Origin of the sequence: Flagellimonas abyssi, from assembly GCF_019457905.1 — a bacterium.
GTDB lineage: Bacteria > Bacteroidota > Bacteroidia > Flavobacteriales > Flavobacteriaceae > Flagellimonas > Flagellimonas abyssi.
In genome coordinates this window covers 78,902-94,296 of sequence record NZ_JAHZSV010000014.1, presented here as the reverse complement: position 1 = coordinate 94,296, position 15,395 = coordinate 78,902, and the positions used below count along the sequence as shown (strand labels likewise).

13 protein-coding genes are annotated in these 15,395 nt (G+C 42.4%); 6 read left to right on the top strand and 7 right to left on the bottom strand.

The annotated features are described in order from the left end of the window. Positions 1-18 precede the first annotated feature (18 nt). The 4 genes from K1F36_RS11570 (at position 19) to K1F36_RS11555 (ending at position 6,122) form a co-directional block, all read left to right on the top strand. Positions 19-1,764: a RagB/SusD family nutrient uptake outer membrane protein gene (locus K1F36_RS11570; RefSeq protein WP_220113963.1), complete on the top strand. Its 1,746-nt coding sequence runs from the start codon at positions 19-21 to the stop codon at positions 1,762-1,764. A gap of 82 nt (positions 1,765-1,846) precedes the next feature. Then, a complete protein-coding gene (locus tag K1F36_RS11565; RefSeq protein ID WP_258539040.1) occupies positions 1,847-2,974 on the top strand; it encodes an alkaline phosphatase in 1,128 nt (375 codons plus the stop codon). Next, positions 2,971-4,740: an alkaline phosphatase gene (locus K1F36_RS11560; RefSeq protein WP_258539039.1), complete on the top strand. Its 1,770-nt coding sequence runs from the start codon at positions 2,971-2,973 to the stop codon at positions 4,738-4,740. Before K1F36_RS11565 ends, K1F36_RS11560 begins: the two co-directional genes overlap by 4 nt. Positions 4,741-4,850: 110 nt before the next feature. After that, positions 4,851-6,122, top strand: coding sequence for a mechanosensitive ion channel family protein (locus tag K1F36_RS11555; RefSeq protein ID WP_220113962.1), 1,272 nt, complete (start codon positions 4,851-4,853; stop codon positions 6,120-6,122). A gap of 2 nt (positions 6,123-6,124) precedes the next feature. On the opposite strand, the gene deoD is transcribed toward K1F36_RS11555, so the two are convergent. Together deoD and deoC are read right to left on the bottom strand one after the other, a co-directional pair. After that, entirely contained in the window at positions 6,125-6,829 is a 705-nt protein-coding gene (gene deoD, locus K1F36_RS11550; protein WP_220113961.1) for a purine-nucleoside phosphorylase, read from the bottom strand. Between the two features lie 9 nt (positions 6,830-6,838). After that, positions 6,839-7,477 (bottom strand): deoxyribose-phosphate aldolase, encoded by a 639-nt coding sequence (gene deoC / locus K1F36_RS11545; protein ID WP_220113960.1) that lies wholly within the window; start codon positions 7,475-7,477, stop codon positions 6,839-6,841. A 217-nt stretch (positions 7,478-7,694) separates the two neighbouring features. On the opposite strand from deoC, the gene K1F36_RS11540 reads away from it, so the two are divergent. Further along, positions 7,695-8,732, top strand: a complete 1,038-nt coding sequence (locus tag K1F36_RS11540; RefSeq protein ID WP_220113959.1) for a sugar kinase — start codon at positions 7,695-7,697, stop codon at positions 8,730-8,732. Positions 8,733-8,853: 121 nt separating this feature from the next. Here the strand turns inward: K1F36_RS11540 and K1F36_RS11535 are convergent, their stop codons facing one another. Next, a complete protein-coding gene (locus K1F36_RS11535; protein ID WP_220113958.1) occupies positions 8,854-10,506 on the bottom strand; it encodes a sodium:solute symporter in 1,653 nt (550 codons plus the stop codon). Between the two features lie 436 nt (positions 10,507-10,942). On the opposite strand from K1F36_RS11535, the gene K1F36_RS11530 reads away from it, so the two are divergent. Then, a complete protein-coding gene (locus K1F36_RS11530) occupies positions 10,943-11,992 on the top strand; it encodes a LacI family DNA-binding transcriptional regulator (protein ID WP_220113957.1) in 1,050 nt (349 codons plus the stop codon). On the opposite strand, the gene K1F36_RS11525 is transcribed toward K1F36_RS11530, so the two are convergent. From K1F36_RS11525 to K1F36_RS11510, 4 genes are read right to left on the bottom strand one after another with little or no spacing between them, the layout of a single operon-like run. Further along, on the bottom strand, positions 11,978-13,264 hold the full coding sequence (locus tag K1F36_RS11525) for a TRAP transporter large permease (RefSeq protein ID WP_220113956.1): 1,287 nt from the start codon (positions 13,262-13,264) through the stop codon (positions 11,978-11,980). The genes K1F36_RS11530 and K1F36_RS11525 overlap by 15 nt on opposite strands. After that, positions 13,254-13,730, bottom strand: coding sequence for a TRAP transporter small permease (locus K1F36_RS11520; RefSeq protein WP_220113955.1), 477 nt, complete (start codon positions 13,728-13,730; stop codon positions 13,254-13,256). Before K1F36_RS11520 ends, K1F36_RS11525 begins: the two co-directional genes overlap by 11 nt. After that, complete coding sequence (locus K1F36_RS11515; RefSeq protein ID WP_220113954.1) at positions 13,730-14,704, bottom strand: TRAP transporter substrate-binding protein; 975 nt, start codon at positions 14,702-14,704, stop codon at positions 13,730-13,732. Before K1F36_RS11515 ends, K1F36_RS11520 begins: the two co-directional genes overlap by 1 nt. Continuing rightward, on the bottom strand, positions 14,701-15,372 hold the full coding sequence (locus K1F36_RS11510; protein ID WP_220113953.1) for a bifunctional 4-hydroxy-2-oxoglutarate aldolase/2-dehydro-3-deoxy-phosphogluconate aldolase: 672 nt from the start codon (positions 15,370-15,372) through the stop codon (positions 14,701-14,703). The genes K1F36_RS11515 and K1F36_RS11510 overlap by 4 nt, the downstream gene beginning before the upstream one ends. Positions 15,373-15,395 lie beyond the last annotated feature (23 nt).

The window sequence follows — 15,395 nt, the reverse complement described above, 5'->3', positions numbered from 1 at the left end:
CAAAAAAACACTTCAAAAATGAAGAATAAAATAATAATAGCATTATTTGGAATTGGCTTGCTGACCAACATAAGCTGTACAGATCTTGAAGAAGAAGTTATTGATGAATCCCTTGAGGGTAGCGGTCAGGCCGAAGCAATCAGCGGGGCCATTGCACCTGCCTATGGGCAAATAGCTTGGACTTGGAGGCATACCAACTACTATGGGTTGCAACTGATTCCCGCAGATGAGGCCATATTGCCGTACCGTGGCGGAACGGATTGGTATGACAACGGAAAGTTTTTGGACGCCCATTCACACGATATCGCACCCAGCAACGACCTTGTTGGCAGCTCGTGGAACGAAGTGACCCGAAATATTTCCAGAACCATTACGGCAATAGAAGTGTTGCAACCTCTTGCCGAGGCCGGAGATACACAGGCAGAGGGAGCTCTGTACGAAATGATCGCATTGAGGGCCTATTTGAACATGCTGACCTTGGATAGTTGGGGACTGGCCTTTAGGAAAGAAATTTCAGGTGAACTATCGGAGATTTTAAGAGGGCAAGAAGCCATCGATTATATCGAAAGTGAATTACTGTCCGTTGTGGATGTCATCAATACGAGTAGAGGGCCAGGAAGGATTTCCCAAGCTGCCGTGTGGGGCTTTTTGGCACGATTGAGCTTGAACGCTGCAGTGTATCGCGACCCATATGGAACTCCAGATTTTACTGCCGAGGATATGAACAATGTGATCGAGTATACCGATAATATTATCGATTCGGGAATGTTTTCATTGTCCCCAGAGTATTTTGAACTCTTCAACGATGAGAACCACGACAATCCAGAGTTGATTTTTGCACTGGACCAGCGTGGCGTAATGAACAACGAACATAGTCGGTGGGCCTATTGGTCATTGGCAGGTTCGTGGTATCCTCGACCAGAGCATCCAAGTGCTGATGGAACCGATGGTCCGGCAATTACATCCGATTTTTATCAAACTTGGGTAGATGCTTATGGGAATGTAGATCCGGCAGAGGCAGATGCAAGATTCTATCAGGAAAATCAAATGATTCCAGCAGAGCTTCAGGATTTGACAGGAGTTTCTCCCGAGAATGATGAAGACCACTATTACTGTGTTTCCGCTGACGATTTTGAAATCAATAGAGGTATCATCCGAGGAGTAATTTGGGGACCTCGTAAGGACGAGAACGGTGCTTTTTATACTTGTGATGAAGGTTACCGTATTTATCCAGTGATTCAAAGAAAAGGAAATGGCCCTGACAGGGATGTGGACTATGTGAACCATAATTTGCAGGTGGATTTTACCAACGAGGGCAGATTGCACAAAAATGGTTACCGTGTTTCCAAATATCAGTTTAGTCGCACATCACCGAACGGAAACAACTATAGCAGTGTTGATTTGGTATTGATGCGTTTGGCGGAAATTTATTTGATGCGTGCAGAAGCAAAACTGAGATTGGGCGACAATGCAGGTGCCCTTGCCGATGTGAATACCGTAAGAACTTCAAGGACAGCACGTCCGGCTCAAACTCCGGCAGCATTACCAGCAATTGATTTGGAAATTTTGTTCCGCGAAAGGGGATTTGAACTCTACTGGGAAGGTTTCAGAAGAGGAGACCAGATTCGATTTGGTCACTACGAGGACACTTGGACAGAAAAAACGGACGACAACGTATTTCACAGATTGTTCCCGATTCCACAAGATGCAATAGATGGAGCATCCAATGTTGCAGGATATTTGGAGCAGAACGAAGGTTATTAAAATCAGGTGTATTTTTTAGCTGAGCGGCAAGTTGGTTTTTCCACTTGTCGCTTACATTTTTATAAACAACAAAGAAAAGAGCATGAAGATTTTATATCGAATGGTTATTGCGGCAATGGCTGTTTTAGGCCCGGTGGGCTGTAGTACTAAAAAAGAACAAGAACAGAAAGAAGTAGTTTCCAAAGAACCCTTGAGCATCATTTTTATGATTGGTGACGGAATGGGTGTGCCACAAGTCTCATCCGCTTATTATTTTGGCGACAGCTTGCCGAATTTTTCACGGTTCAAACAAATTGGGTTTCACCAAACGTCCGCAACGGATTACACCATTACCGATTCGGCCGCAGGGGCCACGGCCTTCTCCACTGGAGAGAAAACCTATAAAAGAGCCATAGGAGTGTCTTCGGATTCCTTTCCAAGGGAAACTATTTTGGAGCAACTCCAGGAGCAAGGATATCAAACCGGGTTAATAAGTCTCACCACCATAACGCATGCAACACCTGCCAGTTTTTATGCACACGTCACAGACCGTGATATGCACGAGGAAATTGCAGCTCAGTTGATAGATGCCGAAGTCGATTTTTTTGCAGGTGGAGGTAAAAAGTTTTTCAACCAAAGAGAAGATGGCAAAGATCTTTTCGCCGAATTACTATCCAAGAACTATCATTTGGATACCTTGGAGCTTTCAAAACCTGAAACAGGTAAAAGAAATGCCTATGTATTGGCGGATGATGGAATACCATCAAAAATTGAAGGCAGGGGCGATTATTTGTCCGAAGCCACCAAAATGGCCTTAGATTATTTCAACCAGAAAGAAACACCATTTTTTATGATGGTGGAAGGATCATACATAGACTGGGGCGGCCACGCCAAGAATGCAGAAATGATGATAACCGAAGTGTTGGATTTTGATAAGACCCTCGGTGTTGTATTGGATTATGTGAAAGCAAATCCCAATACGCTGTTGGTGGTCACCGCAGATCATGAAACAGGCGGAGTGAGCATAGGCAAACACTACCAGATGGATGAAAGTACGGGAGAAAAAAAGGAGGTTCCCGAAAAAGTATCGATATATTTCAATACCGATCAGCACAGTGGGGAGTTAATTCCGGTTTTTGCCAATGGCCAAGGAGCGGAAAACTTTCAGGGAATTTACGAGAACAACGAGATTTACCATAAAATGTTAAAAACCTTAAATCGAGCAAAATGAGAAAAAGAGCCTGTTTGTTGGTTATTGCCGGATTAATGCTGTTCATTTCCGGAAAAGTTTTTGCCCAGAACAGTTACAAAATCCACTCGCATAACGACTACGCACAAGAATTGCCATTCTGGTTTGCATACAGTAGCGGAGCATCATCTATCGAAGCTGATATTTTTTTGAGGAACAATGAGCTTTATGTTACCCATGCGGAAGAGGAAATTGTGGAAGGATATACTTTGGACAAACTATACTTGGATCAACTCAGTGATCTGGAAACATCCGGAAAACTTAGGGAACTTCAATTACTTATCGATATTAAGTCAGAAACATACGCCACCTTGAAAAAGTTGGAGGAAATATTGAAGGAGTACCCGGCACTTATTGATGGCGACAACGTAAAGTTTGTGATTTCAGGAAATCGACCAAAACCAGAAGAGTACAAAAACTATCCTGATTTTATTTGGTTCGACCATCAAAATTTGGATGAGCTTGCTACTATTGATTTGAGTAAGGTGGCATTAGTGAGTACGAGCTATAAAAACTATTCGGTATGGAACGGTTATGGAAGAATGACCGGCCCGGATTTGGACAAAGTAAAAGATGCGATTTCCATGGCCAAGGCATCCGGAAAACCATTCAGGTTCTGGGCCACACCGGATACAAAGACTGCCTGGGCACGTTTGGCCAAATTGGGAGTAGATTTCATCAATACGGACAAACCGGCACTGGCAAAACAATATTTGGACGATGTGGACAAAAACACATTTACCTTGGAATCGCCAGTTGAGGTTTATACACCCAAATATGAATATGATGCCGATTCCAAACCTGCCAATATCATTTTAATGATAGGAGATGGAAACGGTCTTGCCCAGATTTCATCAGCCATGATTGCCAATAGGGGGCATCTTACCATAACTTCATTAAAAAACATCGGGTTGTCTAAAACGGCTTCTTATGACGACTTGGTTACCGATTCGGCGGCCGGGGCTACCGCTATGGCCACAGGGAAAAAGACCAATAACCGTGCAATTGGTGTGGGACCAAATGGTGAAAGTTTACCCAATTTAACTGATGAGCTGAGCAAGAAAGATTTTAACACCGCCATAGTTTCAACAGATGCTATTTATGGTGCCACGCCGTCATCTTTCTATGCCCACAGGGTAGAACGGGATGACACCCCGGGTCTGGTAGAGGATTTAAAACGCAGTCAGTTAAATCTTTTTGTTGCCGGTGGTGAAGGAGAAAAGAAAAGTATTGAAGAAAAATTTTCCACCACAGACCTTTCTTCTTTCAGTGGATTGGACGAACCAACAGCAATCTATCTAGGGGACAATAAGGCACCATCCATGTCAAACGGTAGAGGAAACGCACTTCCCAAAAGTGTTGCCAAAACGCTTCAGGTTTTGGATTCACAAAAAGCCCCATTCTTTTTAATGGTAGAAGGTGCGCAGATTGATAACGGTGGTCACTCCAACAGTACGAGCGATATTATTCTTGAAATGTTGGACTTTGATCGCGCCATTGCAGAAGCTATAAAATTTGCGGACTCCAATAAGAATACCCTTGTGATTATTACTGCAGATCACGAGACATCCGGTTTTGGAATAGTGGGTGGAAATCTAGAAACGGGTACGGTCCAGGGCGATTTCTTAACAATAGACCATACGGGAATCATGGTGCCTGTATTTGCCTATGGACCTGGAGCCATTAATTTTAACGGAGTTTATGAAAATACGGAGATCTTTAAAAAAATCTTGGATTCTTTGAAGTAGCATAAAATCAAGTCAACACCCTGTGCTCTGAAATAAAATCATGAATCGTAACTATTGGGAGCAGGATTAGATTCCTTAATTTTGTACCATATTTCTTTCAAAGAAAAACTATGGACAAGGATTTAGGTCGTTTGCTTTATAACTATCTGATTGAGTTGGGAATGGCAGAAGGCATTGCCACTTACATCAATTTGATTGTGCTGATGTTGGTGGGCCTAATACTGGTGCTCTTGCTCGATGTACTGATTTGGAAAATTCTCAGGGGATTATCGGTAAGCTTGGCCAGAAAATCAAAGAACAATTTTGACAACTTTTTGGTGGCCCATAGGGTTCCCCGATATGTGGCACATGTAGTTCCTTTGACCATTCTTATGGAATTTGTTCCCGTAGCCTTCGAAGATTTCGATTACGCAGAGGCCATAGCACTGAAGACCATTAAAATTCTCTTTGTTCTTTTGGTCTTGATCATCTTCCGTAAGTTTTTCCAAAGTGTAAACGGCTATTTAAAAACCCGCGCCAAATTTAGGGACAAGCCAATAAACAGTTATGTCCAAGTATTCATGATTTTTGCATGGATAGTGGGGATACTTACCATTTTCGCTATTGTTACGGGTACTACCGTCTGGAAGTTCTTTACGGCATTGGGCGCAGCTTCAGCAGTGATACTGCTTATTTTCAAAGACTCGATTTTAGGTTTGGTGGCCAGTATACAGGTAACCATAAACGATATGGTCCGGATTGGGGACTGGATCACTTTTGAGAAATATGGTGCCGATGGTGATGTGGTAGAGATCAGCTTGGCAACGGTCAAAGTCAGGAATTTTGACATGACCATTACTACCATTCCCACTTATGCATTGATTTCCGATTCCTTCAAGAACTGGAGGAGCATGCAGGTTTCGGGAGGAAGGCGAATCAAAAGGTCATTGATCATAAGGCAAAAAAGCATTCGTTTCTTAACCGAAGAAGAAGTGGAGAAGCTTAAGAAAATACAATTGGTGGAAGCTTATATTGGTGCCAGAAACGAACAGATCAAAGCCTACAACCAAGATAACAAAATCAATAAAGAATTATTGGTAAACGGAAGAAATCTCACCAATTTCGGTGTTTTTCGGAAGTACGTGACGACTTATTTGGAAGGTCACTCTGCCATCAATAAGAGCATGACCTTGATGGTAAGGCAGTTACAACCTACACCACAGGGCATTCCTTTGGAGATTTATGCGTTCAGTTCAGATAAAAGATGGGAAAATTATGAATATGTGTTGGCCGATATATTTGATCATCTGCTCGCTGCTCTACCATATTTTTCTTTGGAGATTTTTGAGCTTCCCGTTTCAAAGGATTTTGTTCCTGTTGAAGACGAAGACCCTAAAGCATGATCTTAATGCAAAGCCGTGGCCAAAGCGATTTCAATCATATTGGTAAAGGATCTTTCGCGCGCTTGTGCCGACAACTTTTCCCGTGTGACCAAAGAATCTGAAATGGTAAGTATGCTCAATGCCCTTATGTTATACTTTGCCGCTATAGTGTAAAGACCTGCTGTTTCCATTTCCACACACAGAACACCGTATTGGGCCCAAAGTTTATATTCCTCTGGATCATCCACATAAAATTCATCAGAAGAAAGGACATTGCCTGCTTTTATGGGAATCTTATGTTCCTGTGCGTAGTCCACAGCTTTAATAAAAAGCTCGAAGTTAGCGGTAGGGGAATAGTTGGAATGGATAAATCTTGAGCTATTGATTCCCGACGTGGTGGAGGCGGCCATCGCCAATACCACGTCGTTTATTTTTACATTTTCTTGGTATGAACCGGCAGAGCCTACACGGATAATGTTTTTGGCCCCATAATCCTGAATGAGCTCATGAAAATAAATCATAGCAGAGGGTATGCCCATACCGCTACCTTGAACAGAGATTCTTTGGCCTTTGTAGGTCCCGGTATAGCCTAGCATTCCCCGTACCTTATTATAGCAAAAGGAATCATCAAGAAAGGTTTCTGCAATCCATTTGGCACGCAGGGGGTCTCCGGGCATCAGGACGACGTCGGCAATCTCTCCTTGTTGGGCTTCAATATGGGTGCTCATTATATGTTTTTATTGGATTAATGATGGACCTGATGAGGTTCCGATTCTTGATACACCAAGCTCTATGAATTTTAAGGCCTGTTCATGGGTTTTAATTCCCCCGGAGGCTTTAATCTTTGCACTGTCTCCAACCACCCTTTTCATGAGTGCGACATCTTCCAAAGTGGCGCCTCCAGTTCCAAATCCTGTAGAGGTTTTTACAAAATCCGCCTTTGCTTCAACAGCTAAAGTACAGGCTGTTTCTTTTTCCTCATTCGTAAGGGAGCATGTTTCGATAATTACTTTTAATACATGGTCGCCTATGGCTTTTTTTATCGCTTCGATTTCAGCTCTAACGGCATCATAATCTTTCGACTTCAACAATCCAATATTAATTACCATATCTATTTCATCCGCACCATTTTCAATACAGTCGACCGCTTCCAGTACTTTTGCCTTGGAAGACATAGCTCCCAATGGAAAACCGACTACGGCAGCAATTTTTATATGTGTTCCCCTCAGCACATTTTTAGCCGAAGACACATAACAGCCGTTAACGCAAACGGCATAAAAATTATACTCAATGGCCTCTTTGCACAATGCTTCAATATCCGCAGTGGTGGCTGTGGGCTTTAAACTGGTGTGGTCGATATATTTTTCTAAAGACATATAAATGATTAAAAGTTAAAGATAACCAACATCTGTCATTTATTCCTTGGACTGTTGGTTGAAGTTTTTTTGTTGATACGTCTATAGGTTTTCCCGCTTTTGAATATCAAAACAAACCTTTCGTTTGTTAAAAAATCATCATGGATTGACATAGGTATTTACCAAGAATATGTTAGTTTGCTAAGTGTAGTAAACTATGTTTAACAAAACAGACAAAATGAAAAAAATAGTAACATTTGGAGAGATTATGCTCCGTTTGGCCCCCAAAGAAAACCTGAGGTTTTCCCAAGCCTCGGAGTTTAATGCCATTTATGGGGGCGGTGAGTCCAACGTGGCGGTATCCTTGGCCAATTATGGGCTTCCGGTGGAGTTTGTGACACGTTTGCCCAAAAATGATATTGGGGAATGTGCGCTCATGGAAATGAGAAAGCGGAACGTAGGTACCAATCATATTGTGTATGGTGGCGATAGACTTGGAATCTATTTTCTGGAAACGGGTGCCGTAAGTAGAGGGAGCAAGGTGGTTTATGATCGTGCGCATTCCGCTATGGCCGAAATTCAACCGGGAATGATAGATTGGAAAGAAGTTTTTAAAGATGCACATTGGTTCCATTGGACGGGGATTACTCCGGCCATTTCGCAAGGCGCCGCAGATGCATGTTTAGAAGCAGTTAAAGTAGCCAGCGAAATGGGGCTCACCATTTCAACGGATTTGAACTACCGGGCCAAGTTGTGGAAGTATGGCGTGGAACCAGAAACCATCATGACGTCTTTGGTTTCTTATTGTGATGTGATTCTCGGCAACGAAGAAGATGCCCATAAACATTTTGGTATTCACCCCAAAGGACTGGATGTCCATAAAGATGGTAAAGATGTAACGGCAGAAGCATTTTTATCTGTCTGTGAGCAAATGATGGAAAGATTCCCACGAGCCAAAAAGGTCATTACAACCTTAAGAGGTTCCATTAGCGCATCGCACAACACATGGGCAGGGGTAATGTATGATGGTGAAAAAATGTATAAATCACCAACCTATCAAATTACACATATTGTGGATAGAGTAGGAGGTGGTGATAGTTTTATGGGAGGTTTGATATATGGATTGAACACCTACAACGATGATCAGAAAGCGTTGGAATTCGCGGTAGCGGCATCCTGTTTAAAGCATACCATTTATGGTGATGCGAATCTGGCTACAATTGCCGAGGTGGAAAAGCTTATGGAAGGAGACGCATCGGGAAGAGTGGCAAGATAATTTTTTATTTACCTATCTATACAATCGATTGTGTAAATCGATGAAGAAAAATTAACCGAACAGCATGAATAAGAAAAGCCCCGGAATCCCGGGGCTTTTCAACATATGGATTTTTCTATTATTATCCAGTAAAGTAAGAAAGGATACCTATTACTATTACCACCAAGAGCACCGAAAGTACAATATCGATGGTACTATAACTATCTTTTGAGTCTAAACGGTCTTCAGGCGAAAGTGTACCAAAGGACAGACCTTTGATAGCTGCATAGTTTGGTGGAGCGGTTGCTAAAGTGATAGCAATACATAATGCTACGGAAAAAAGAAACATAAAGATGGCCATGTGGGCAAAGTTTACCGTAGCAAACGCAAACAGAAAACCGGACACCTCGGTTCCGGCTGCAATCTCTGGCTGATAATAGATTTCGGAGCCCAATCTCAGAATCAATAGGAATAATCCCGCCAACAAAGTGGTAATGGCCGCTTTGGAGTTTACCCTTTTCCATATAATGCCCAATAGGAACACGGTGGTCACTGGTGGTGCAATATAGGATTGTACGTTCTGTAGGTATTGGTACATTACACCGCCTCCAATTTTGTCCATGATTGGAATCCATATAATGCCCAATACCACAATGATACCTGTGGCCACCTTACCAATGGTCAAAAGTTCCCGTTCAGATTTTTCCGGGCGTAGTTTTTTGTAGATGTCAATCGTGAAGATTGTGGAACATGAATTGAACACGGATGCCAAAGAGCTCATCAATGCGGCCATAAGACCACCTGCAACTAAACCTTTTAATCCAACAGGAAGAAGGGTTTTTACCAACATGGGGAAGGCCCTGTCCGCTCTGTCCACATTAAAAACTTCAGGATTTTGAATCGTTAAGGCAAAGGCAATGATACCGGGGATCAAGAAAATCAAAATAGGCATCAATTTTAGATATGCTCCAAAAATGGCGCCTCGTCTACCAATTTTAATATTGTTGGCGGCCAAAGTACGTTGTACAATATATTGGTCCGTACACCAATACCAAATACCCACAATGGTACCGCCGAACAACAATCCGGTCCATGGAAAATCGGGGTCGCTCATGGGTCTCCACATATTAAAATGATCTGGGCTTACAGATGTTACCGTTTCGTGCAGTTGTCCCCAGCCACCTACTTCTTTAAGTCCTAGGTAAGTAATCACTAAAGAGCCCAAAATCAGGATTACGGTCTGTAAGGTTTCCGTATAAATCACGGCTTTCATACCGCCGACCACGGTATAGATTCCTGTAAATACCACAACACCGATGGCTCCGTACCAAAATGGGATTCCCAAAAGTTCGGAAACAACGATACCTCCTGCATATATGGTTACCGACACCTTGGTCAATACATAGGCGACCAAAGAGAAAATGGACAAAAACCACCGTGAACGGCTATCGAACCTTTTTTCTAAAAATTCAGGCATGGTAAATGCACCACTTCGGATGTAAAAAGGTAGGAACAACCAGCCAAGTAGAAGAACAATCCAGGCATGTAGTTCGTAATGTGCCATTGGGGTTCCTGTTTCAAACCCTGTACCTGCGAGGCCAACAACGTGTTCCGAGCCGATGTTCGAAGCAAAAATGGAAGCTCCAATCACAAACCATCCTACATTTCTACCGGCCAAAAAATAGTCTTCGGTATTTTTGTTCTTCTGGGATACCACCCAAACGGCCACGCCGATCAAGGCCAAAAAATAAATGCCCAGAACTATCCAATCCGGCCTTTCTAAAACTGATTCCATATTTAAGTTTGATTAGTTAATGAAGTGTTTTATATATTGGTTTGACGTATATTTTTAAGGCTAAGATCTTTTCAATATTACACATGGCGTCCCTACTTGAATCCATCCCGTTTTGTATGTTCGACGTATATTTTATTGCTTAACGTGAACGCCGGATTGCCCCATGAATTAAAAAGTACATATTTTTTCATATCTTTTTTCAAATATAGTTAACGGAATCGATTGCGTAAATTAATTTTCAAATTTCCTTTGTTGAAGTAAAGATTTCTAGGGAGATAATGAATTTCTGCTTCATTGGAACAGCCCTATTTTGGCAAATTCTGAAAATCGATTTCAAATAATTATTCTAAAAGGAAAGTAAAAGTTAATTTAGCAACATAAAAATTCAAGTCTGTTACAATTCCACGACTTGAACAACCTAAGCGAAATCTGAACAATGAAGATCAAAAAGGAGGTTACCATCTACGATCTTGCCAAAGAATTGAACTATTCTCCCTCGACGATTTCGAGAGCCTTGAACAATCATAAAAGTATCAGCAAAAAAACCATTAAGCTGATCAAGGAAGCGGCAGAAGAGATGGGCTATCGTCCCAATAACTTGGCTGCTGGACTAAGAAATAACAAAAGCAATACCATAGGAGTCCTTATTTCCAGGATCAATCGTCCATTTATGGCATCTTTGATCAGTGGAATAGAGGAAACCGCCCGAAAAGCGGGGCATAATGTACTTATAAGTCAATCCAACGATAAGTATGAGAATGAAATAAGTAATTGCAACACACTTTACGATAGCAGGATTACCGGATTAATTGTTTCACTCTCCATGGAAACCGTGGAGATGGACCATTTCCAAAAATTTGTGGACAAGGGCATACCCATTGTCTTTGTGGACAGGGTGCCGGATAATTTCAATTCCTACAAAGTCGTCATCGATAACTACACGGCGGGTTATTCCGCAACCAAGCATTTGATAGAACAGGGTTGTAAACGAATTGCGCATTTTGCAGGGGCACAGCATAGAAATGTATATCGGGAACGTAAAAAGGGGTATTTGGATGCGCTTCGTGAACACGGTCTGCCCATTGAGGATAATTTGATAGTCCACTTTAAGACCTTAAGTTTTGAGGAAGGCAACAAGGCGACCAAAAAACTTTTAAAAATGAGCAATCCACCAGACGGCATTTTTTCTGCCAACGATACCGCTGCGGTGAGTGCCATTATGTGTGCCAAGAAAATGGGGGTTAATGTGCCGGAACAATTGGCGGTAATCGGATTTAACGATGACCCCATTGCTTCCATCGTGCAACCTTCGCTGTCGACCATATCTCACCCTGCAAGTAAAATGGGAGCGATTTCTGCCAAAAGAATATTAGATCATTCCGCCAACACCTATGATACCGACCTTTCCGAAATTACAGTACTGGGAACGGAAATAGTGGTAAGGGAATCTTCCCTTAAAAGGGGCGTGGTTTTAGAGTCCGAATAATCTAGGAAGCCACAGGCTGATTTCAGGAAATATACTTACCAAAATCAAGGCCAAAATCATGGCCAAAAATAAAGGCATTAGTGGAAGCACAACTTTTTGAATCGTTGTTTTGGCCACCCCTACACCAATGAATAATACAGCCCCGACCGGCGGCGTACATAGACCAATACAAAGGTTCAATACCATTATAATTCCAAAATGGACAGGATCTATGCCCAGCTCTATTACCACAGGCAAAAATATGGGAGTGAATATCAATACCGCAGGAGTCATGTCCATAAAAATGCCCACAATCAATAAAATTATATTGATCAAGATGATTACCATGATTTTATTATCGCTCAAGCTTAAAAGGGCCTGTGTAACCGCTTGCGGAATGTTTTCATAAGAAAGCACCCAGGACATGGCAATGGAAACAGCGATCAGCAACATGACTATGGCGATGGTAGAAGATGACTCTACCAAGATCGGGCGAATATCCTTCATCGAGATTTCTTTGTATATCATGGCCAGTACCAAACAATAAATGACTGCTACCGAAGATGCTTCGGTTGCTGTAAATACTCCTGCCACAATACCACCGATGACCACAATCAAAAGAAACAGACTGGGCAGAGCATTTAAAAAAGTGGTGAAAATCATTTTTAAGGAACTTCGGTCCGCGGTTGGGTATCCTTTTCTTTTGGCCCATACGTAGGCAACGATCATGAGGAATATTCCGGTGATGATGCCTGGAAGATATCCTGCCAAAAACAAGGCACCAATACTGACTCCGCCACTGGCGACTGAGTAAATGATAAAAATATTACTGGGTGGAATTACCAGTCCGGTAGTGGCAGAAGTTACATTGACTGCTACCCCAAATCCTTTGTCGTATCCAGATTCTTCCATTTTTTCCGACATAAACCCTCCAATGGCCGCTGCAGCAGCTCCGGCGGACCCTGCAATGGCCCCGAACAGCATGGCCGCAACAATGTTCACATGGGCCAACCCTCCTGGGAGCGCACCGACCAAGCTTTTGGCAAAAGCGATCAAGCGTTCGGCAATGCCCCCTTTGTTCATAATATGGCCCGCCAAAATAAAGAATGGTATGGCCAAGATGGAAAAACTGTCCAACCCAGTTACCAATCTTTGGGCAATGGTGGTAACTGCAGGAAAAGTATCTACACTTACCAGTAAAGTCAGTAGGGAGGAAATCCCCAAAGCCCACGCTACGGGAACGCGAATGGAAATCAAAAGGAGAAAACTAAGGATTAGGATGCTAATTTCCATTATTCAATTTTTTTAGGCTGATAAAAAGTTCGGATAGTTTATAATACAGGATAAACGCTCCGGATATGGGTAGTACCATATAAACAAAACCAATGGGCACTTGTAGGGCAGGGGAAGTTTGTCCCAGCGCAAATGAGATATAGACGTACCTAATGCCACCGATCAAAAAAACAGCTACAGTAAATAATAGTACAAGTAAATGGATAACGATATCCAAGTGGTTTTGCTGTTTTTGATTAAGGTATTGTGGTAAGAGGTCAATTGCTATATGTAACTTTTTGCCCGAAGCGTAGGCAGCACCCAAAATACTGAGCCATACCAGTAAAAAACGAGCCAGTTCGTCTGTCCAAGAGCTCTGGCTTTCCAAAAGATACCGGGTAACTACGCCCCAAAACACATCCAAAACCATAGCACCCAATAAAAAAGCCATGGCCCATTCTAAAAAAGTGTCGACATGGTCTTTCATTAGTTAGCGTTTTTTATTTCTTGCATCAGTTCATACAAATGCCCATTTTTTTCTTTCAGCGATTGAAGCATGGGTTTTGCTTTTTCCTCAAAAAGTGACTTATCGGGATGTACAACCTGGACCCCCGCCTTTTCAATTTCCATTAATGCTTCACGTTCCGCGTCTTCCCATAATTTTCGCTGTAAAGCGGTAGCTTCTTCCACGGCTTCCATTAACCAATCTTTTTCCTGTTGGTTTAATTTGTTCCATGTCAATGTACCTATGACTAAAATATCAGGAATGGAGGTATGTTCATTTTGGGAAAAATATTTACAGACCTCGTAATGTTTGGAGGTATAAAAGCTGGGAAGATTGTTCTCCGCACCATCCACCACGCCTTGTTGCAAGGAAGTGTATAGCTCGGCCCAAGAAATAGGGGTAGGGGACCCGCCAAAACTCTTCACCATTTCTATAGCAGTGGGGCTTTGCATTACCCGTAATTTAAGCCCTTCCAAGTCTTTTGGACTTTCAATAGGGGTGTCCTTGGTATAGAATGACCGGTTTCCTGCATCAAAGTAGGTCAATCCCTTTAACCAAAATTGCTCCGAACCGGAAAGAAGTTTTTTTCCGATTTCGCCATCGTAAATTTTAAAACGATGTTCATCATCTTTAAATAAGTAAGGATAGCCTAATACTTTAAGGTCGGGTGAAAAGTTTTCCATTACCGCAGCAGATACCTTGGTCATGCCCAAACTACCTATTTGGAGAAGTTCCAAAGATTGTTTTTCGGAACCCAATTGGCTACTCGGGTATATTTCAATTTTGAGTTTGCCTTCCGATTTTTTTGAGACCAAATCGGCCATGAACACCATGGCTTCGTGAACAGGATGGCTTACCCCAAGGCTATGGGCCAATTTAATAGAGTTTACATTTTCTTTGTCTGGCTTGCAGCTCAAAAGAAAAATAGCGGAAAAGAGGAAAAACCAGGTCTTCATGCCGATTTTATCTCTTGGATGATTTTTATGACATCTTTTACCTTTTGGGTAATCAAATCAAAATTGCCCTCCACCAAAGCTTTTTTGTCTATTAACTTGGAACCCATTCCCACGCATGTGGCCCCCGCCTCAAACCAGGCGGCCAAATTTTCGCGAGTGGTATCCACCCCACCTGTGGGCATTATATTGGTCCATGGCTGAGGTCCCTTCACGGCCTTGATAAATTCTGGGCCATACACTTCTGCTGGAAATAATTTAACCACTTCACATCCCAGTTCCTCGGCCCGGGCAATTTCGGTAAGGGTGCCACAACCCGGGGACCAGAAAATCTTTTTGCGATTGCATACAATGGCAATATCTTCCCGGAGCACCGGCGTAACCACAAAAGAGGCCCCCATATTTATGAAATTGGATGCTGTCGCGGCATCGGTAACGGAGCCTACGCCCAAAATCATATCGGGACATTCTTTGTTGCAGAAGATGATCAGTTCGGAAAATACCTGTTCGGCGTTTTCTCCTCTGTGGGTAAACTCAAATAATCTAGCGCCCCCATCATAACAAGCTTTCACCACTTGTTGTACCATTTTGGGGTCGGAATTATAGAACAAGGGAACAAACCCCGTGTCTCCCATAGTCTTAAAAACCTCAAGCCGGGTGTGTTTTTTCATGTGCAATATGTTTGTTTAGTTAA

Excerpts from the sequence above, each read along its gene's own strand:
- K1F36_RS11520 (WP_220113955.1), bottom strand. The coding sequence starts at position 13,730 with ATGAAAGACCATGTCGACACTTTTTTAGAATGGGCCATGGCTTTTTTA.
- K1F36_RS11570 (WP_220113963.1), top strand. The coding sequence starts at position 19 with ATGAAGAATAAAATAATAATAGCATTATTTGGAATTGGCTTGCTGACC.
- K1F36_RS11555 (WP_220113962.1), top strand. The coding sequence starts at position 4,851 with ATGGACAAGGATTTAGGTCGTTTGCTTTATAACTATCTGATTGAGTTG.
- K1F36_RS11525 (WP_220113956.1), bottom strand. The coding sequence starts at position 13,264 with ATGGAAATTAGCATCCTAATCCTTAGTTTTCTCCTTTTGATTTCCATT.
- K1F36_RS11515 (WP_220113954.1), bottom strand. The coding sequence starts at position 14,704 with ATGAAGACCTGGTTTTTCCTCTTTTCCGCTATTTTTCTTTTGAGCTGC.
- deoD (WP_220113961.1), bottom strand. The coding sequence starts at position 6,829 with ATGAGCACCCATATTGAAGCCCAACAAGGAGAGATTGCCGACGTCGTC.
- deoC (WP_220113960.1), bottom strand. The coding sequence starts at position 7,477 with ATGTCTTTAGAAAAATATATCGACCACACCAGTTTAAAGCCCACAGCC.
- K1F36_RS11565 (WP_258539040.1), top strand. The coding sequence starts at position 1,847 with ATGAAGATTTTATATCGAATGGTTATTGCGGCAATGGCTGTTTTAGGC.
- K1F36_RS11510 (WP_220113953.1), bottom strand. The coding sequence starts at position 15,372 with ATGAAAAAACACACCCGGCTTGAGGTTTTTAAGACTATGGGAGACACG.
- K1F36_RS11540 (WP_220113959.1), top strand. The coding sequence starts at position 7,695 with ATGAAAAAAATAGTAACATTTGGAGAGATTATGCTCCGTTTGGCCCCC.
- K1F36_RS11535 (WP_220113958.1), bottom strand. The coding sequence starts at position 10,506 with ATGGAATCAGTTTTAGAAAGGCCGGATTGGATAGTTCTGGGCATTTAT.
- K1F36_RS11560 (WP_258539039.1), top strand. The coding sequence starts at position 2,971 with ATGAGAAAAAGAGCCTGTTTGTTGGTTATTGCCGGATTAATGCTGTTC.
- K1F36_RS11530 (WP_220113957.1), top strand. The coding sequence starts at position 10,943 with ATGAAGATCAAAAAGGAGGTTACCATCTACGATCTTGCCAAAGAATTG.